Source organism: Chryseobacterium sp. G0201 (assembly GCF_003815655.1).
Lineage (GTDB): Bacteria > Bacteroidota > Bacteroidia > Flavobacteriales > Weeksellaceae > Chryseobacterium.
In genome coordinates, this window is record NZ_CP033917.1 from 1,292,343 (window position 1) to 1,313,116 (window position 20,774).

Sequence of the window (20,774 nt, forward strand, 5' to 3'; positions counted from 1 at the left end):
TAATTTAATTCAAAAATTTTTCTAAAATATCAACAGCGCACTTTGGAAGGTTCGTTCCGGGACCGAAGATAAAATCGGCTCCGTTGGCGTACAGGAATTCATAATCCTGTTGCGGAATAACCCCTCCAACAACGATCGTGATGTCATCTGCACCTAATTTTTTTAGTTCTTCAACAACTTGTGGAACCAATGTTTTGTGACCTGCAGCCAAAGATGAAACTCCTAAAATATGAATATCATTTTCCACCGCTTGTTTTGCCACTTCTTCCGGAGTTTGGAATAACGGAGCAACGTCTACGTCAAATCCCATGTCGGCAAATGCTGTTGCAACAACTTTTGCACCTCTATCGTGGCCATCCTGGCCCATTTTAGCAACCATCAATCTTGGACGACGGCCTTCTTCCTCTTCAAATTTTTGAGTCAGCGCAAGGGCTTTTCCGAAATATTCGTTTTTTCCTGCATTCATAGCATACACTCCAGAAATTGTTCTAATATTTGCTTTATATCTGCCGAAACTTTCTTCCATTGCATCACTCATTTCGCCCAGTGTTACTCTTCTGCGGGCTGCTTCGATACACAATGCCAGAAGATTTCCTTTTCCTGTTTTTGCAGATTCTCTTATTTCATTTAAAATCTGCTCAACGGCCTTGGTATCTCGATCTGTTTTTATTGAATTTAATCTTTCTATCTGTTTTCTACGAACTTCAGTATTATCAATATCTAAAATTTCAATTTGAGGTTGTTTTAACGAAGATCTGAATGAGTTTACTCCAATGATAAATTCTTCTCCACTATCAATTTTAGCTTGTTTTTTGGCAGCGGCTTCTTCAATTCTCATTTTCGGAATTCCGGCTTCGATGGCTTTTGTCATTCCGCCTTCTTTCTCAACCTCATCAATGTATTTCATTGCTTCTTCGATCATTTGCTGAGTAAGGCTTTCAACTAAATTACTTCCTCCCATCGGATCTACAACATCGCAAATTCCGCTTTCCTGTTGAAGGATAATTTGAGTATTCCTGGCAATTTTAGCCGAATAATCTGTTGGAAGAGCAATCGCTTCATCCAAAGCATTCGTATGTAGAGACTGAGTTCCTCCCAACGCTGAAGACAATGCTTCAATCGCCGTTCTTGTGATATTATTAAAAGGTTCCTGTTCGGTTAAAGACCAACCAGAAGTTTGGGAATGCGTTCTTAATGCTAAAGATTTTGGGTTCTGAGGATTGAATTGCTTCAACAATTCAGCCCAGATATATCTTGCGGCTCTCATTTTAGCAATTTCCATGAAGTGATTCATCCCGATTGCCCAGAAAAACGATAATCTTGGTGCGAACTCATCAACATTCATTCCTGCTTTTATACCTGTTCTAACGTACTCCAAGCCGTCTGCTAAGGTGTAAGCCATTTCTAAAACCGGAGTTGCCCCGGCTTCCTGCATGTGATAGCCTGAAATTGAAATTGAATTGAACTTAGGAATATTTTGTGCCGTATATTCGAAAATATCAGCGATAATTTTCATGGAAGGTGCAGGTGGATAAATGTAGGTATTTCTCACCATGAATTCCTTCAAAATATCATTCTGAATCGTTCCTGAAAGAAGTTCCTGCTTTACACCTTGCTCTTCTGCGGCGACTATATAAAAAGATAAAATCGGAAGGACTGCCCCGTTCATTGTCATGGAAACCGAGATCTGGTCTAATGGAATTTCATTAAACAATATTTTCATATCCTCAACAGAATCGATCGCAACACCCGCTTTTCCAACGTCACCAACCACTCTTGAGTGATCGGAATCATAACCCCTGTGTGTTGCCAAATCAAACGCCACGGAAAGTCCTTTTTGACCTGCAGCCAAGTTTCTTCTGTAAAATGCATTAGATTCTTCTGCCGTAGAAAAACCTGCATACTGACGAACCGTCCAAGGTTTTTGAACATACATCGTAGAATATGGGCCTCTTAAATAAGGAGCGATTCCCGGAGAAGTCTCTGTTAAAGCTTTATTCTTAACATCGTCTTTTGTATAAGATGATTTTAATTCTAACCCATCTTTTTCGAATGGATAGACTTCAGTTTGTTTTCCTGTTATATTAAATTGAGGAGTTTTATTTTGAACTTCTCTTCTCATACTTTAAGATTTATTAGATGCCTAAAATTACACATTTTTGAAATAATAAAATTTAATTGCTAAGTTCATTTTTAAAGTAGCAATTATCTTCATTTAAAAATCAATTCTGATTTGTATTTTTGCTTCTTCAAAAATAGAAAATGAAAAACATATTACTTTTTATATTCATTATAAGTATTTACAGCTTTACCTATGCTCAAGAAACTATTAATTTTGAATTTAGCTATCCTGAAAATTCTAATTTCATTGTAGAACAACACACCGATACATTTGGTACAATGAAAATCACAGGAACTCCCAAAGAAATAGAAGGTTTAAAAAAGGTAGGATATAATTCCAACAGAAAACTGAAATATCTGATGACTTTCACATCAAATTATGAGACTGGAAAAAGAACTGAAGAATCTTTCCCTTTTAGTTTTTATTATGCTAATATCGCACTTGATATAGATAGTGATGGTAAAAAGCAACAAAAAGAAACAGGTTTTCCTTCTGTAATTTTAAAAGGAAACATTATTGCAGGAAAACCAAGACTTACTCAACCTGCAAACACAGGTTCTTCTGAACATGATAAATTTATAAATGCATTACCTAAATATTTTGAAATAGATTTCCCCAAGGTTAGTGGTATGAAAATAGGAGATTCATTTATTACAAAACGAATTACAGAAAATAAAAGTTCCGAATTTTCTTTTTTCGGAGATTTAAAATATACTTTAACTAAAATTGAGGGTGCACTTGCTTATTTTTCAATAGAAATAATTGTTAAAAGCGATGCAAATTCACATATCAAATCTTCCGGAAAAGGTAAAGGTGAAATGATATACAATTTCAAAGAAAAATTTATTCAATTTGAAAAAATGACAACAACATTGGATAGTGAACAAGATAACAAAACCTTTAAAATAGCAGCTCACAATACTATTATATCTTCTTATGAACTGAAAATCCAAAAATAAAAAATCTTGTCAAGATTTACTCCTGACAAGATTATCATTATTTTTTTCTAAAGGAAAGTCTTTTAAACTTAGCCTATTTTACTAATTGCTTAATTCCCATTTCATACAAAGCGAAAGAAAGCAAATCTGCATTTTCACCAATTATCTGGTCAGTTGCTCTTCCTGCTCCGTGACCTGCATTTTTTTCAATTCTTAATAAAACAGGATGATCACAGCTTTGTTTTTCCTGTAATTCTGCACCGAATTTGAATGAATGCGCAGGAACAACCCTGTCGTCATGATCACTTGTGATAATCATGGTTGATGGATAGCAGGTTTTTACTTTCACATTATGAACCGGAGAATACGATTTTAAATACTCAAACATTTCTTTGCTGTCTTCTGCCGTTCCGTAATCGTATGACCAACCTGCTCCAGCCGTAAATTTGTTGTATCTCAACATATCCAAAACACCAACTCCGGGGAAAGCAACTCTCGCCAAATCGGGACGCATTGTCATTGTCGCTCCGACCAATAAACCTCCATTTGATCTTCCTGAAAGTGCCATAAATTCTTTTGAAGTGTAGCCTTTTGCCTGTAAATATTCTCCAGCAGCGATGAAATCCTCAAATACATTTTTCTTTTGCTGTTTTGTACCTGCATCGTGCCATTTTTTTCCATATTCTCCACCACCACGGATGTTAGGAACTGCATAAATTCCACCGTTTTCCATCCAGATTGCATTAACTACAGAAAACCCAGGCTGCAGGCTGATGTTGAATCCTCCATAAGAATATAAGATCGTAGGATTTTTTCCATCAAGCTTTGTTCCTTTTTTATAATTAATCATCATAGGAACTTTTGTTCCGTCTTTTGAGGTATAGAAAACTTGTTCCGAAACATAATCTTCAGGATTAAATTTCACTTTTGGCTTTTGGTATACTTCTGATTTTCCGGAATCTGCATTAAATTTATAAATGGTTCCCGGAGTAGTGTAATTTCCAAAAGAGAAATACAATTCTTTCTCCGTTTTCTTTCCGCCAAAACCATTAACCGTTCCTTTTCCCGGAAGAGTAATCTCCCGGATCAGTTTTCCTGTTTTGTCATATTGCTTCACCTGATCAATAGCATCGATCATATAGGTTGCGAAGAAATATCCACCTGCAGAATTAACTCCAAGAACATTTTCAGTTTCGGGAATTACATTTTTCCAAGTTTCAGGAGCAGGGTTTTTGATCGTTGTTTTTACCAAACGCATGTTGGGAGCATCTTTATCCGTAGAAATAAAGATATCATCTCCGTCTGTATCTACAATATTTACATTGATATCAAATCCTTTATTGATCTGAACAAAATCGCCGCCTTTTTTAAGGTCTTTTATGTATAATTCGTTTCCATTGGTCGCATTTGCCGCAGAAATAACCAAATATCTTTGATCTTCCGTCACATAGGCTCCCAAATATCTTCTAGGCGTTTTTTCACCCCCAAAGATCAATTGATCTTCAGACTGCTTTGTTCCTAATTTATGGAAATATACTTTATGCTTATCCGTCATTCCGGAAAGTACAGTTCCTTCTTTCGGTTTATTATAGCTTGAATAATAGAAACCTTCATCGCCCAACCAAGAAATTCCGCTGAATTTTACATCAACTAAAGTCTCATCGATCTGCTTTTTTGTAATGGCATCAATGATAATGATTTTGTTCCAGTCGCTTCCGCCTTCAGAAATAGAATATCCGGCTAAAGTTCCTTTTTTATTGAATGATAACTGAGCTAAAGAAGTTGTTCCTTTCTCTGAAAATTTATTAGGATCCAAGAAAACTTCGGTCGCTTTTGTTTTATTATTTGTTCTGTAATAAACTGACTGAGCCTGTAGACCGTCATTTTTAGAATAATATGTATAATCACCTTCTTTAAATGGAGCTGAAATTTTTTCGTAATTCCAGATCTCTTTCAATTGATTCTTGATTTGATCTCTGAAAGGGATTTTTGAAAGATAGCTTTGAGTAAAATCCACCTCTTCATCAACCCATTTTTTGGTAGCGTCAGAGTCATTTTCCAGGTCTCTGAAAGGATCTGCCACCGCAGTTCCGAAATAAGTATCTGTCTGATTACCTTTTAATGCTTTAGGATAATTCATTTTTTGAGAATAAAATGTTGCTGAAAACAAAACTCCAGCTGTTAATAAGATAGGTTTAAAATTCATTTCGAACGATTTTCTCAAAAATACGCAATCTGCTTTAAATAAAAAAAGTTGTTTTGTTTAAATCAACTTGCGGGAAACAAAATACTTTCTCCGGAAGTCTCCAACAAGTTGCAGGATGCCTCCGTATGTCTCCGGAAGCTTAAAACAAGTATGTTTGTAACCTTTGTAAAACGTATTTTGTTTGCCGCAATGTTGTTTGTGACTTCTGTAATCCGTCGGAGGTCACAAACATACCTGTTGCAGGTTTTGGAAATTATTACTAACAAAAAAAGCAGCCGAAACCGACTGCTTTTGTATTATAATTGAATGATTATTTCCCGGAATTGATATTCTTAAAATAAAAATTATTCAGTTTCCATAAGAGTTCCTGAGGGCCTCCGTTCCAATAAAAAACGTCACTTCCTTTATATATCTGGTATAAATTAAACTTCTCTGAAAGTGAAATCTCTTTATCTGCATTCACAAGCTCATTCGTTAAATTTTTCAGATATCCTTTTAATTCTTTAGCACTGATCTTTTTTACATTTTTAAGATCTATGATTGTAACTTTCGAAGGAACTTTGATCATTACATCATAAAAAACCTCAGAAATATCCTGACTCTGAGAGTAGTCATTTCTCATCGTCTCCATATTTTTTATCGTATAAGTGGCTGTTTTGTATCTGTCAAATAATGCAGCAAAATAGTTTTTGGCATCCTGACGGCATTCTTCACCTATCTTTTCGGGAAATCCTGAAAGAAAAAGATTCGTTAAACCTTTCAATTCTTCTTGGTAGGCCATTTCCACATCATTTTTATAGATCCCCTCTTCACCCACAAAATTTTTAAGATATGTATTGAGGCTATTTAAAGCATTATCATCATGCTTCACAAAAGTATCAAAGTATAATCCGAATACTTTATTAGGCTTTAAAACAGTTGATTGCGCGCTTAGGTTTTTGACACAAAATATTAGCAGTAAAAACAGCATACCTTTAATTCGTCCCATAATGTTTAATTAATTATTTTTGAAATTTTCATAGTTTTTATGCCCAAAAAAAAGCTCTTGATTCACAAGAGCTTGATTTATTTTATTTTCGTATTAGTAATTTTCTTCTTCACCTTTCATCTTCTCGGCATTTTCTGCCATGATCACGGCGTCGATCATTTCAGAGATATCACCATTCATATAGGCATCAAGATTATACATCGATTTGTTGATTCTATGATCGGTAACTCTTCCTTGAGGATAGTTGTAGGTCTTGATCTTTGCAGAACGGTCACCTGTAGAAACCATCGATTTACGTTGTGCAGCAATATCTCCGACAGATTTCTGTACTTCGATATCATATAATTTGGTACGAAGCATTTCCATCGCCAATTCTCTGTTTGCCAACTGAGAACGTGCCTGCTGACATACAACTACCATTCCTGAAGGTTTGTGGGTCAACTGTACTTTGGTTTCAACCTTGTTTACGTTTTGTCCACCCGCTCCACCTGAACGGGAAGTCTGCATTTCGATATCTGCAGGATTTAATTCAAAATCGATTTCTTCAGCTTCCGGTAAAACGGCAACGGTAATTGCAGAAGTATGCACTCTACCTTGAGATTCTGTCTCAGGAACACGTTGTACACGGTGAACGCCGGACTCAAATTTCATGATTCCATAAACACCGTCTCCTTCAATCTTTAAAATGAGTTCTTTATAACCTTTTGCAGCTTCACTAGAATCTGTTATTTCATGCTTCCACCCTTTAGTCTTAAAGAACATTGCATAGGCTCTGTAAACATCTTCCACGAAAATAGCAGCTTCATCTCCACCGGTTCCGGCACGAAGTTCTACGATTACGTTTTTATCATCGGTTGGATCTTTAGGAATCAAAAGTACTTTCAATTCTTCTTCCAAACCTGGAAGTTTACCCTGAGCTTCTACTTTTTCTTCTTTAGCCATATCGACCAAGTCTCTGTCTGACCCGTCAGCGATGATTTCCTCAGATTCTGCAATATTATCTAAAGCGTTTTTATACTGATCGTAAACTCTTACAATTTTTCCTAAATCGCTGTATTCTTTATTTAATGAAGAATATTTTTTTTGATCTGAAATGATATCAGGCTGTATAATAAGGTCTGCTACCTCATTATATCTTTGTTTTATAGCTTCTAATTTTGGAATTAACGACTTAGACATTGTAGAAATTTTGTGGATGCAAAGATAAGAATTATTAATTCAATACTCAATAGTCTTTGGATAAACTGTAACTATTTGATATTTATTATTTTGTCTATAGATAGATATTTTCTTTTTCGGATTTTAAAATAATGCACATATATTTTTATTTAAGTCTTTTTGTCTTGAAACAAAAGAACGAAAAATTCAAGACTGGAAATTTTGACTAAAAATTATTCAGAAATATTTTTAGAAAGTTTTTTATCAATCAAATACAGAACAATTCCTAAGGCTATTATGCCTAATCCGATAAGACTTTCTTTAGGATTATGAATCAACGTAAAATATAAAATATAGAGACTGAATAACATAAAAACACTCGGAAAAATATAGAATAAATTGGATTTGAATATTTTCCTGTCACTCTTTTTAAGAAAGAAAACTGTAGAAATTGCCAATGTTGCAAACAATTGAAGAATAAACGAGGTATAGACAAAAATTTCTTTAAAACTTCCTGTCAGAATAATCAAAGTCGCGATAACTGCATGCGCAAAAATTGCCCGAACCGGGATTCCTTTTTTGTTATTGACTGATAAAGATTTCCATAATCGGTTTTCTTTCGCAAAAGCCTGCGTCAATCTCGAACCTACCCATAAATAACCACTGATCGTAGCGACCAATTGTAAGGCAATAAAAACATTTACTATTTTTCCAAAAGAATGACCAAGCATATTATTTGCTGCTTCCCTCATTACATCTTCTTTTCCTGCCAATTGGTGGATCGGAGCATGTTTCAACATAATGTAATTGATCAAAATATAGCAAACCGTTACGAAAACTGTTCCTACGATCAATGCTTTGGGAAGATTTTTTTGAACATCTTTAATTTCTCCTGCAATGTATGAGGCAGAGTTCCAACCTGTATATGAATAGGTTACGAAAACCAAAGAGGTTGCAAAGGCAGGAAGCATCATTTCGTCTTTCCAGCTATCTGTAAAACTTAGACTATTTCCAATTTGGGGTTCAGAAAGGACAACACCTAAAATGATCAAAACAATGATAAAAGCAATTTTTATAAACGTAAAAAAGTTATGAAACCGACTTGAAGCTTTTAAACTAAATGATAAAGACAGCGCCACCAAAAAGATGACGACAACCGAAAACCAGGTTCCAAAAGTAAAATCAAAGGCCGAAAGATATTTTGACATTGCCAAAGCCGCCAAAGCTACAGGCGAAGAAAAGCCGATTATCAAAGAGATCCAGCTCACCAAATAGCCTAAAAGTGGATGATATGTTTCTTTAAGATAAATAAAGTCTCCACCATTTCCTTTAAAATGAGATCCCAATTCTGCATAACAGAACGCTCCAAATAGAGCCAATACCCCACCAATCATCCAAAGCAAAAAAATACTATACGTATTGGTAACATCTACCAGCTGGAAACCTAAGGTCGTAAAAATCCCCGTCCCGATCATATTGGATACAACGATGGCGACTGCTGTTTTCCAGCCTATTTGATGTGAAGTAGTGCTCATTTTATATAGACTTTAAGAACATAGAGTAAAGAAAAAAGACGTGAAATTGGGTCAATATATCTTTTACAGTTTCATTTATATTCTTCATTTAATTAAAAATTAAAATTAACTCTTCCGAAGAAATAACTTCCCAATGTTCCCATCTGAACCGGCGCGTATTTGAAAACTCCGTAATAAGAATTTTCATAGATCTGCAGATCAGGGAAAACATCCAATAAATTGTTGGCTCCAATCGTAAGGTTTACATTTTTAGTAATATCATAACCAACGCTGACATCCGTTACAATTTTAGGAGCAAACTCCTGAACCCCTCCGAAAGGATATCCGTCTCTGATGACCTTGCCAAAATACGTATTTCTAACTAAGAAATTGAATTTACCAATCCCGTAATTCAAACCTAAAGTCGCTTTTGCTTTCGGAGAAAGAGTTTCAATAATATTAATTTGATCCGGCCCGAAAAATTCGTTCTGAGGAGTTCCTAAGTTCTGAGGAAAATGGAAGTCTGTGATCTTGGTTTCGGTGTAATTTCCGGCTAAATTGATGTTTAAATTTCCTCCAGCCAATTTCCAGTCGTAGGAAACTACTAAATCAACACCTTTTGTTTCCGTATCAATCGCGTTGGCGAAGAATCTTCCGCTTTCTGCAACATTATTTTCACCGACCAACTCAGGATCTGACAATCTTTCATCCGTGATGTTGCTGGTGATAACGATTCTGTCTTTTACACCAATCCAATATCCGTCCAAGGTGATGAAAAGTCCTTTGGCAGGCTTTAAAGTAAATCCAAGACTTCCGTTGACAGAAGTTTCCTGTTTTAATTTATCAAAACCAAGAACCTCAGCCGCTTTACTGTCTGTCGTAAATATCCCTTTTCTAACAATTCCGATTCCTGAAGTTGAAATATCAGCATACGAGTTATTAAAATATTGCTGTTGCAGAGATGGCGCTCTGAAGCCTGTTCCCACCGCTCCACGAATCGCGTAATTTTTTATGAATTCATATCTAATGGCTAATTTTCCATTCAACGTATTTCCGAAGTCGGAATAATTTTCAAACCTTGCAGCAGCATCGATATTTAATTTTTTATCTAAATCGTAGGAAACATCTGCATAAACTGCTGTAGAATGTCTTGATTTTTTCAAAGCATTGTCGGGAGAAAAGCCCATAAAAGACTGTGATCCACCATTTCCAATAACTGTAGATCCGGGCGTTGCAATATTTCCATTGATATCATATCTCGCATAAGATGCTTCATCTCCAGCCTTGATTTGATATTCCTCAAACCTAAATTCTCCTCCGAAAGCAATATTGAAATTATTTAAATTCTTAGAAACATCAAGATTTATGGTGTTTTGGAGAAAGCTGTGGGCTCCCGCATAGAAACTTGTCGGAGATTTCGCGCCTAAAGAAGCATTATTGGTATTGTCAACGTTATAATTAAATGTATTGCTTCCGAAAGTATTGCTCAGGTCGAAAAACCAATCGTTGAGATTATATTTCGTTCCGACAGCGTAAGAAAGATCGTACACTTGAGATTTTAAATTAGCCTGAAAGCCATTTGGATAAATTGAAGAAACGATATTATCTTTCTCACTTGGAAGTCTTCTGAAACCAAATCCCACACCTTCTTTTAAGCTGAAGCCTCCAAAAGTATAGAGCTTAAAATGATCATTAAAAGGATATTCTGCATTGAAAAACAACTGACCCTGTTTTATCTGAGCATCACCGATCTGGAAATTGAAATCGTCTCGGGTTAAGCCTCTTTGTCTGATAATTTCGTCGTCAGAAGCTCTTGCTCCATCAGGATCATCAGCAAATTCATAGGCAAAATTATCTCCGAAAATATCTAAATCGTGATTCTGCGTTCTCGTTGTTTTTCCTCTCTGACTTAATTGTAATGATAAGTTGATGTAACTTTTATCTTTTCCTAAAGAAGTTCCGTAATTAACTGCTCCCTGATACGTTTCGCCATCATTTCTCCCTGATAATCCATAGTTTAAACTTGCCGAAGCGCCAATATCTTTTTTAAGAATAATATTAATAACTCCTGCAATGGCATCAGAACCGTATTGAGCAGCGGCTCCGTCTCTTAGGACTTCAATTCTGTCTATTGCAATCACCGGAATTGTGCTTAAATCTGTCCCAACAGAACCGTTTCCTACTGTATTTTGATAATTAACCAGAGATGTTGTATGTCTTCTTTTTCCATTCACCAAAACCAAAACCTGGTCAGGTCCCATTCCTCTTAAAGTCATAGGATCAATATGTTCAGTTCCGTCAGACGCAGATTGTCTCACCGCATTAAAAGACGGAATTACATAGTTTAAAAGATCCTGAACCGTCGTTTGAGGTGCCGATTTTTGTATTTTTTCAATATTGATAACATCTACCGGAACAGGAGTTTCTAGTTTTGTTCTTTTAGCATTTCGGTTTCCGACAATAATGACGTCTTCAATTTGTTTTTCTTTTTCAAGTTCCTGAGCCGATACGAAAACCGCTCCAAGCAATAATACTGATATGCTTAGTTTCTTCATCTTTTGTTTTTTGCAAAATTAATAATAAACCCTGACGGACAAAAATCCGCCAACAAAGATTGTCAAGAAATGGAATGAATATTTAGAATATTGCTTCACTTATCTACCCTCAATCGGGTTGGAATTAGCACCATTACACGCTGGAATTGTGTCGGTTGCTAAGGTTTCACAGGGCCAAATCCCTCCACCTTTCTTGATAAATCTACTGCAAAGGTAGATTAATAATTTAAAACTGCAAAAATTTGTGAATTTCGAAGTGTTAAAATGTGAATTATACCGTAAATAAAAAGAGAGATAATTTTCATTACCTCTCTCTCTTTATTTAAAATATATTTATTTAATAATCATCTTCTGGATAGCAACTCCGGTTTCTGATTTTAAATGAACCAGATACATTCCGGCAGAATAATTGGCTTTTAATTCATAAGTTCCATTTTCATTTTTTAATTTAAATGAATCCATTTTTTTGCCACTCATGTCATAGATTGCAATTTCGCCGTTTTTAGCTTTATGATAAATTAGTTTCGCCAAACCATTTTTCACAGGATTGTCTGCGATTTGAAGCGATAATTTATTTTCTGCATTTACGTCAACTGTAGATAAAGTTCCGGTATAATTTCCGAAAATTCTAAATTCTCCCGGCTGAAGATTGATCGGAGCTGTTGTAGAAGTGATATTTGAAATCGTATTATCCATTAAATTTTTCCATTGTCCTGTGTATGGAAAATATGGTACCACATCTTTTGCAGAGGTATCGTAATTGGCTATAACTACAACATTCTGAACAGTACTCGCCGCGTTATCGTATACATAAATTCTTGTAATTAATCCATTCGGATCATTGGTAAGATTGTTTGATTCTACAGAATATGTTTTTGATTTGAAAACCGGATACAAACTTCTAAGATTGATAATCTGAGCCCAAGTATCATAAACCGCTTTTCTGTTTGCGTTTGTGTCATAACCTAAAGAAAAAGCAATTGGTTTTTCATCTGTTCTGCAACCGTTGTTGATAGATCCGTCTCCACATCTGTTGATGCTGAATTCATAGCCCAATTCGCCAAACTGCCAGATCATTTTTGGGCCGGGAATTGTGAAGAATGTTGCTCCGAAAGTTTTCATTCTGTTCAGCGCAGTATTCAGATTTTTAACATCATAAGCTCCGTTTACAGCTCCATAAGCAAGATTTTTAAACATTAATCTCTCTTCGTCATGGCTTTCTCCATATCCAACCGCATGCATATTGGTGAAACCGTGAAGCGTATGATTCATTCTGTCAAAGCTGCTGTTTTCTTTGTAGCCCATCGTATTTTGGTTGTACGCGCCATTTTGATTATTCCAAAGCATTATGCCTTTTCCTTCTGCAACTCTATAATTTGCCCATTGCTGCTCTTCTGCATCTGTTCCTAAATGTTCGAAGATCATATAAGAATTCGGATCAATTGCCCACTGTTTATCGGCATAATATTTCATGATGTCTACTCTATCCTGCTGATAAGCATTGGTACAAGCTTCATCATTCTCAGAACAGCTTTGCGTGAAGCCTTTTGTAAGATCCCAACGGAAACCGTCGATATGATATTCTGTCAACCATTGTTGCAATGTTCTTTCAACGTAATATTTAGTTGATGGGCTTGTATGGTTAAAATCATTGAAAACATTATACGAATGTTTCGGAACTGTATTAAAATATGGGTTATTTGGAGCAACATCACCGTAACCATCTCCATCCGGATCAACATTCCAAAGTCTTACCAACGGAGAACGTCCTGTCGCATGATTAAAAGCAACATCCAGAATGACTGCAATTCCGTTTTGATGGCATAAGTCTACAAACTCCTTGAATTTTTCGGGAGTTCCGTAAGCTTTATCCAAAGCATAATGGAATGAAGTGTTGTATCCCCAGGAAAGATTCCCTTCAAATTCCATGATCGGCATCAATTCAATTGCGTTGATCTTTAAATTTCTTAAATACGTAATTTTATTGATTAATGACTGCCAGTTTTTTTCCTGAGTAAAATCTCTAAGCAACAATTCATATACCACTAAATTTTCTTTGTTTGGTCTCTGGAAGTTTGTAGTCTGCCAGTTGTAAGGAGCCTGTCCTGTTTTAAACATAGAAACCTCAAAGCCCTGTCCTGCAGGAAACGCAGGTAAATTTGGATAGGTTGTAGCCGAAATCCACTGATCATCATAAGAAGACAATATTTGTGGAGAAAAAGGATCTGCTACTTTTCTAAGATCGTTGGTTCTGTATTGGAAGGTATATAATTGAGAAGGCGTAATCCCCGTTAATTCGATCCAATAAAGATCAGGATTTGTGGTATCTCTTTTCATTAAATAAGCATCATCCACAACCCAATTATTGAAGCTTCCGATCACATGAACGAAATTTTTAAACGGAGCATACAACGCAAGACCAACTCGGGTATTATCTGTCGGATGATAGTTAATCCCCTGCTTTATCCATGTCGGAATGGCTTCAGAAATAACATTTCTCGGTGTTTGTAAAATGAATGTTGCATTTTTAGTATTTGAATTGGCATCTGTAGCAATCAATTCCATATTCGCATCTGCAGTTACGGTATAACTGTAAGAATATGAAGCAGAAGGCGTTGAAGTAGAATTTACAACTGTTCCGTTAGCTTTCAACTGAAATGTTGAATTAACATTGGTTGTAGCCGTCACATTAACAGAATTTCCCACCGGAACCGATGTCAAACTGTTCGCTAAAGGATTGGTTAAGTTTAAATTTAAAATTCCAACATTTACAAAAGTATCTGATGTCTGGTGACTTCCCGTTTTATCTTTCAACAAAAACCCGAATCTTCCGATTCCCGTTCTGTTATAAAACGTTGTCGGAGTAAATGTCAAAGAATAGGTATCTGCTGTTGAATTATAACTTAATTTATTTAAGTCATTAGAATCTCCCCAGCTCCCATTGGTAGGACAATTTTGACTATTGCTGTAATTGGTATCTAAAGACCAGGTCCACATATAAACAGCATTATTCGCAAGTCCCCAAGCAGATTCATCGATCTGGCTTCCGGATATCGTTAATGTAATCTGATCCGTCTCATTGAACGGATTTGGTGTAACTGTATAGCTTATCTGCCCAAAAATAAGGACGGTCATAAACAACAATACACTCGAATAAAATTTCCTCATAAAAGTTTGTTTTTTTTATTAATACTATACGAATGTAAATTATTTTTTGAGAAATTAGCTCTTTTAACTATAAAATTTCACACTTTAGTTATTCGGGACTTATCAATTTTATAAAACAAAACCCGATGTATATTTTTATCATACACATCGGGTTTCTGCAATTTAATAATGAACTAATATGTAAAACAAAAGGCCTTAAAAAAGCCTTTTGTTCATCAATCAAATATCTATGGACTTTAGTTTTTGCTGATTTTTTTAGAGAAAGTCTGTCCGTTCTTTAATTTCAATTCTACAATGTAAATTCCTTTTGGAAGTCCTTGCATATCGATCTGATCATTAGAGAATCTAACATTAATTTTCTGCCCTACAACATTCATTACATTTACATTTTCAATCGCTGAATCTGCTTTGATATAAAGAATTCCGTTGGTTGGGTTTGGATAAATTCCTACTGTATTAAGTTTAATATCTGAAGTACTTAAACCAGTAAAATCTTTAATACATCTTACAGAAGCACCCTGACCTCTTGGAGCTCCGGAAGATGGATTTGCAATGGTAGTTCCTACATAAAGATATTTTCCACCTGTGCTTGCTACATCTGAACTCCAGAAATAACCTCTCTGTCCTACATAGGTAAAACTACCATCTGTACTTCCTCTGTATCCTCCTGCAGGTAATTTTAATTTGCTGTTAAAAGCTGAAGTTGGATTGCTTATAGAAGCTGCATTTATTGCTGACATCCAATCTGCCTGAGAAGGCATTTTCCAACCCTGTCCGATTGCTTTACAAGGATCTGCTCCGATTGCTTGATTTACTGCTGCTGCATTATTCGCTGTCCATTGGTCGCTTGATGCATTTGTTCCCCACCATGAGCTTCCACTGGAACCAATAATAAATGAAGTAACCCCCGCCAATGCACTTGGATTATTTGTTGAAGGAGCAGTAACAGTAGATGAGTTTCTTGCCTGATGACCATCATCCCATCTTCCCCACTGGAAAAGATCTCCATAAGAATCTACATCTGCCTGAGAAGCTGCTACTTGTGCACTACCTAAGTTTTGCTGAAGCCAAACTTTTCCGTCTGATCCTCTTACCGTTGTATACGTTACAGGCTGTCCTTTATACGTAAAAGTAACACAACCTAAATCACCAATATTAGCTCCCGGATCTGTATTATTACAAAGCTGAGTTGTGCTGCCTAAAGAAATTCTTTTTATTTTTAAACCTCCATCTGTATAAGCTAAAACAAGATAATTATTCACCTTATCGATCGACAGGTCATTAAAAGTTGCCTGTCCGTCAGAAAGGAAATTACCTCCTAAAGTTCCCCATGTTTGTGTAGCATTATCTAATTTGTAAACTGTGTTTCTCAATAGGTCATCATTTTCCCAACGGCTTGCTACAACATAAGGCTCACCAGCAGAAGTAACAGCGATCGCAACATGTTGCACACCACCTGAAGAGAAATAAGCGTTTCCTACTTGTATCCAAGAAGTTCCGTCAAATTTCTTAACATTTACTTTTCTTGAATTTGCAGAGTTTGAAACATACGCAACATAAAGATTATTATTAGCATCAATTGCTATATCTGATGTATAATTTTCTCCTGAAGATGAAGCATCCACAATACTTCCGCCCGTCAATACCCAGTTGTCAGAAGTGGTAGCAGTCGTTGTATTTTCATAGACTCTTACTCCACTTGCTACATTACAAGTATACACTTTGTTATTAGTTCCGATCACAATTTTCGCAAAGGAAGCTCCGTTAGAGAAACCTGTATTTCCTACCTGTTCCCAAGCTCCGTTCACATAACGCTGAACCGTTCCTGAATTATGAGTACCAAAAGTGAATAATACATTCGACGGAGATATAGCAGAAGCATGGTAATTGACCGTACTTGTTGTTGCACTTGGCAATTGAGACCAAGCACTCCCGGTAAACTGACGAACTTCTAATCCTGTTCCCTGATTTGTATAATATACATTTCCCGTATTATCAACAGATAAAGAGTTGTACAATGCTATTCCTGATGTAATTCCGGCACTTCCACCAACATAAGACCAAGAAGTTCCGTTAAATTTTTGTACAGAACCTTTTGTTACAGATGAATCATAATAAGAAATAAAATAATTTCCCGAATTGTCTACCACCAAATTATTGTGGCTAGTTCCTGCTGCCGAAATCGGCTGCACCGACCCAACATTCTCCCATTGCTGTGCGTAAGAGTAACTACCTGGGACAGTAAGCAACCCTAATCCCACCCCAATTTTTTTAATCGCAAAATATAAATTTCCGAACATAATGAATATTATTTTTATTTATTCTAAATTTAATTTAATTTTGCGCAAAATTAGTTGACATCATTAACCCTGAGTTATCATTTCCGAACTATTTGTTATCTGATGCCCTACTTTCATTTTAAATTGTACCATGCCCGTAAAAACCTCTCGTATGAAGAATCAATCTAAAAATGGATTATTGTTCAGATCCGAAGACATTAAAATTGTAATGCAGGAAGACTCATCTTCTGAAAAGTTTTCCAGATCGAATATGATCGAGGGTAAATCGAGCTTTAATCTAATATTTTTATTGAGCCCCAACAGTCATTTGGAAGCTCATGATTGTGGTACTCATTATGCATTCAAGAAAAATCAATATATCCTTCATTATTCATCTCAGGAAAGTACTGCGGAACTTTGGACGGAAAATCAGGAAGTTTTAAAATATCTTCAAATCCAGATCAATTATCAGTATATATTTAATCTGATTAATCCTGAATCTAATCGAGAAAGTGCAGAAATTCTGGAAAATATGATCGAAAACAATTATATTTTTCTTCACAAAGAAACACCGCCGAATATGACCGTTGAAATGCATATCATTTTAAGGGAAATTGTAAGTTATTCTAAAAGAGGTGTGATGCAGAAATTATTTATTGAAGCGAAGATTATCAAACTTCTGATTTTAATTTTTGAACAATTCAATGAAAAAAATACGATCGAAACTTCACCAAAAACACCATCAATTATTAAAAAATTCGTTGATGAAAATTTTCACAAGAATATAAAAGTTGAAGAGATAGGAAAACTGATAGGAATTAATCAAAACAAAATAAGAAAAGAGTTTAAAGCTCAATATCACATCACTGTTACTGATTATCTTTCTGAACTAAGAATGCTTAAAGCTAAAAAAATGATCATTGATAAAGAAATCATGATCAAAGAAATTGCCATTGAATGCGGCTATGAATACGTACAAAACTTTACAAGAGCATTTAAGAAAAAATTCGGAGTATCCCCAGAAACCTTAAGAAACGGATAAAAACAGAAAAACCACCTAATAAATTAAGTGGTTTATATATGTTGTTTTGCTTTGATATTACTTTTTCAGAATTCAGGTGAAAAAGCAATGACAATCAATTAATGATGATGTCCGTGACTATCGTGTAAGAAAGGTCCGTGTCCTTTAGGGCTGTTGAAGATTACTTCAACTCCTTTTTGCTCATTCAGTTCTTTTCTTCTGATATCTTCCGGATCAAAAGGTTTTACTTTACCGAAGTATTCCATTAAACCTTCACTTAACCACATTGGGATTACCAATCCAAAAAACATAAAGATACACCAGAATCCTACAAGGAACATTGTAACAAAGTAGATTGTCCAAAGGAACTGATAAAACGGCCAAAATGCTGATAACATCATTTTTCTTATATATTTTAGGCAAAAATAGAACTTTTTTCTTTTTTAAACAAAAGATCAGCGCCCTATTTTCATTATTTATTTTTATTTTAAACTAATTGATGGAGAAGTTAGATATTAGATGTTAGAAATTAGACTTATAGCTGATGTCAGGATTTCTAATCAATATCGTTAACTTCTAAATATTTAATGGGCAAGATTTGCGAAGAAATCGTTTCCCTTATCATCGGTGATGATGAATGCAGGGAAATCTTTCACCTCAATTTTTCTTACCGCTTCCATCCCTAATTCAGGGAAATCGACCACCTCAACAGACAAAATATTGTCTTGTGCTAAAATTGCAGCAGGTCCGCCGATCGATCCAATGTAGAATCCACCATATTTGTGACAAGCGTTAGTAACATCCGCTGTTCTGTTACCTTTTGCCAACATCACCATGCTTCCGCCATGACTTTGGAATTCGTCTACGTAAACATCCATTCTTCCCGCAGTCGTTGGTCCGAAACTTCCTGAAGCCATTCCTTCAGGAGTTTTTGCAGGTCCGGCGTAATAAATTGGATGATTTTTGAAATATTCAGGCATCGGTTTTCCGGCATCCAACAATTCTTTGATTTTTGCGTGAGCGATATCTCTTGCAACGATTAATGTTCCGTTTAATTTTAATCTTGTTTTGATTGGATATTTTGAAAGCTCTGCTAAAATTTCCGGCATTGGTTTATTCAAATCAATTTCAACCGCTTCTTCCAGATGTGGAGGTGTTGCGGGTAAGAATCTTTTCGGATTTTCCTCCAATTGCTCTAAGAAAATACCTTCTTTAGTAATTTTTCCTTTGATATTTCTGTCTGCAGAACAAGAAACTCCCATCCCAACCGGGCAAGAAGCCGCATGACGAGGAAGTCTGATAACTCTGACATCATGAGTTAAATATTTACCACCAAACTGTGCTCCAATAGCGCTTTCTTGGCAGATTTTCTGAACTTTAGCTTCCCATTCCAGATCTCTGAAAGCCTGACCAGCTTCATTTCCTTCTGTCGGAAGATTGTCATAATATTTTGCAGATGCTTTTTTTACGGTTGCTAAATTCGCTTCAGCAGAAGTCCCACCAATAACTAAAGCTAAATGGTAAGGCGGACAAGCAGCTGTTCCTAAGTCTGAAATTCTCTCTTTTACAAAAGCTTCAAGAGATTTTTCGTTTAGTAAAGATTTCGTTTTTTGATATAAGAAAGTTTTGTTGGCGGAACCTCCTCCTTTTGTTAAGAATAAAAACTCGTAAGAATCTCCTTTTTTAGCATAAATATCAATCTGTGCCGGAAGGTTTGAACCAGAATTTTTCTCATCAAACATGTTCAAAGGAACGACCTGAGAATATCTTAAGTTTCTTTTTTGGTATGTATTGTAAATTCCTTTGCTTAAATATTCACCGTCATCAACCCCTGTATAAACGTTCTCTCCTTTTTTACCCATTACTATTGCCGTTCCTGTATCCTGGCAAGAAGGCAACGCTCCTTCCACCGCTACAGCAGCATTCTGTAATAAATTATAAGCAACGAATCTGTCATTGTCTGTAGCTTCAGGATCATCGATAATTCTTTTCAAGCTTTCCAGGTGAGAAGAACGAAGCATAAAAGAAACATCGGCCATAGCTTCTTCAGCCAATAATTCCAATCCTTTTGGATCAACGGTTAAAATTTCTCTGTCTCCCAGTTTTTCAACCTTTACATACTCTGAAGTCAACTTTTTATAAACCGTATCGTCCTTTTGAATCGGGTACGGATCCTGATATCTAAATTCCATTTCAATTTTTTCTTGATGCAAAAATACGCGTTACACAAAAAAGCATGAGTAAAATCAGTGACTTGAATTGATATTTATAATGATTATAAATTGCGGGATTCTGAGTTTATGATTAATTTTATAGAAACATATTTTTAGCCATAAAAGTTTCTAAAAGCAATAATTATTTAAGATCAATGAAAAATATTTTAATCATACTTTTCTTTCTTGCTATTTGCAATAATAGTTTTGCTCAGAAAAAACTAGATAACATTTCCAAACTTTCAGGAACTTGGGTAGGAAAAATTGGAGAAGATCCAATTAAATTTCAAGTGGTGAAAAACAGCCAAAATTCTTTTACATTTTCATTTATTAATTTTCAAAATGTAAAGTTTATTGTACAAAAATATGATATATCAACAAACGAAAAAAATGAATTCATTATCAATATAAAAGAAGCTAAAGTTTCTTCATTACGCTTTAAAAAATGCATCTTTTCCAAAGGAACTATAACAATTTCCGATTTGCCAGAAAACAATATCAAATTAAACTTAAAATCAGTTGGCCCAACATGTTGGATAATGGATGATGTGACAGTGAATATGGAGGACATAAAGGATATTATACTAACAAAAGAAAAAATCAAATAAATAA

13 protein-coding genes and 1 riboswitch are annotated in these 20,774 nt (G+C 35.4%); of the genes, 3 read left to right on the top strand and 10 right to left on the bottom strand.

Translation table 11 applies throughout. The features are described from left to right. Positions 1 to 4 precede the first annotated feature (4 nt). Complete coding sequence (gene scpA / locus EG348_RS05720; RefSeq protein ID WP_123981466.1) at positions 5 to 2,122, bottom strand: methylmalonyl-CoA mutase; 2,118 nt, start codon at positions 2,120 to 2,122, stop codon at positions 5 to 7. A 278-nt stretch (positions 2,123 to 2,400) separates the two neighbouring features. Between scpA and EG348_RS05725 the strand changes: the two genes are divergently transcribed. Beyond that, positions 2,401 to 3,081, top strand: a complete 681-nt coding sequence (locus EG348_RS05725) for a hypothetical protein (protein WP_123981468.1) — start codon at positions 2,401 to 2,403, stop codon at positions 3,079 to 3,081. A 73-nt stretch (positions 3,082 to 3,154) separates the two neighbouring features. On the opposite strand, the gene EG348_RS05730 is transcribed toward EG348_RS05725, so the two are convergent. The 7 genes from EG348_RS05730 to EG348_RS05760 all read right to left on the bottom strand — a co-directional run bounded on the left by EG348_RS05730 (position 3,155) and on the right by EG348_RS05760 (position 16,949). Then, a complete protein-coding gene (locus tag EG348_RS05730) occupies positions 3,155 to 5,266 on the bottom strand; it encodes a prolyl oligopeptidase family serine peptidase (protein WP_123981470.1) in 2,112 nt (703 codons plus the stop codon). Between the two features lie 310 nt (positions 5,267 to 5,576). Next, the gene (locus EG348_RS05735) at positions 5,577 to 6,254 is read right to left on the bottom strand and encodes a hypothetical protein (RefSeq protein ID WP_123981472.1); all 678 of its coding nucleotides are present in this window, start codon (positions 6,252 to 6,254) and stop codon (positions 5,577 to 5,579) included. Positions 6,255 to 6,347: 93 nt separating this feature from the next. Then, positions 6,348 to 7,433, bottom strand: coding sequence for a peptide chain release factor 1 (prfA, locus tag EG348_RS05740; RefSeq protein ID WP_123981474.1), 1,086 nt, complete (start codon positions 7,431 to 7,433; stop codon positions 6,348 to 6,350). Positions 7,434 to 7,645: 212 nt separating this feature from the next. Further along, positions 7,646 to 8,947 (bottom strand): APC family permease, encoded by a 1,302-nt coding sequence (locus tag EG348_RS05745; RefSeq protein WP_123981476.1) that lies wholly within the window; start codon positions 8,945 to 8,947, stop codon positions 7,646 to 7,648. 92 nt (positions 8,948 to 9,039) lie between these two features. Next, the gene (locus EG348_RS05750) at positions 9,040 to 11,481 is read right to left on the bottom strand and encodes a TonB-dependent receptor plug domain-containing protein (RefSeq protein ID WP_123981478.1); all 2,442 of its coding nucleotides are present in this window, start codon (positions 11,479 to 11,481) and stop codon (positions 9,040 to 9,042) included. 96 nt (positions 11,482 to 11,577) lie between these two features. Then, positions 11,578 to 11,684: riboswitch (SAM riboswitch) on the bottom strand. A 130-nt stretch (positions 11,685 to 11,814) separates the two neighbouring features. Next, on the bottom strand, positions 11,815 to 14,649 hold the full coding sequence (locus tag EG348_RS05755) for an alpha-amylase family glycosyl hydrolase (protein WP_123981480.1): 2,835 nt from the start codon (positions 14,647 to 14,649) through the stop codon (positions 11,815 to 11,817). Positions 14,650 to 14,885: 236 nt separating this feature from the next. Continuing rightward, positions 14,886 to 16,949: a T9SS type A sorting domain-containing protein gene (locus EG348_RS05760; RefSeq protein ID WP_123981483.1), complete on the bottom strand. Its 2,064-nt coding sequence runs from the start codon at positions 16,947 to 16,949 to the stop codon at positions 14,886 to 14,888. Positions 16,950 to 17,100: 151 nt separating this feature from the next. On the opposite strand from EG348_RS05760, the gene EG348_RS05765 reads away from it, so the two are divergent. After that, the gene (locus tag EG348_RS05765; RefSeq protein WP_164463258.1) at positions 17,101 to 17,970 is read left to right on the top strand and encodes a helix-turn-helix transcriptional regulator; all 870 of its coding nucleotides are present in this window, start codon (positions 17,101 to 17,103) and stop codon (positions 17,968 to 17,970) included. Between the two features lie 98 nt (positions 17,971 to 18,068). Here the strand turns inward: EG348_RS05765 and EG348_RS05770 are convergent, their stop codons facing one another. After that, positions 18,069 to 18,350, bottom strand: coding sequence for a hypothetical protein (locus EG348_RS05770; RefSeq protein WP_123981487.1), 282 nt, complete (start codon positions 18,348 to 18,350; stop codon positions 18,069 to 18,071). 183 nt (positions 18,351 to 18,533) lie between these two features. Continuing rightward, entirely contained in the window at positions 18,534 to 20,141 is a 1,608-nt protein-coding gene (locus EG348_RS05775) for a fumarate hydratase (RefSeq protein WP_123981489.1), read from the bottom strand. 176 nt (positions 20,142 to 20,317) lie between these two features. Between EG348_RS05775 and EG348_RS05780 the strand changes: the two genes are divergently transcribed. After that, positions 20,318 to 20,770, top strand: a complete 453-nt coding sequence (locus EG348_RS05780) for a hypothetical protein (RefSeq protein ID WP_123981490.1) — start codon at positions 20,318 to 20,320, stop codon at positions 20,768 to 20,770. Positions 20,771 to 20,774: the final 4 nt, after the last annotated feature.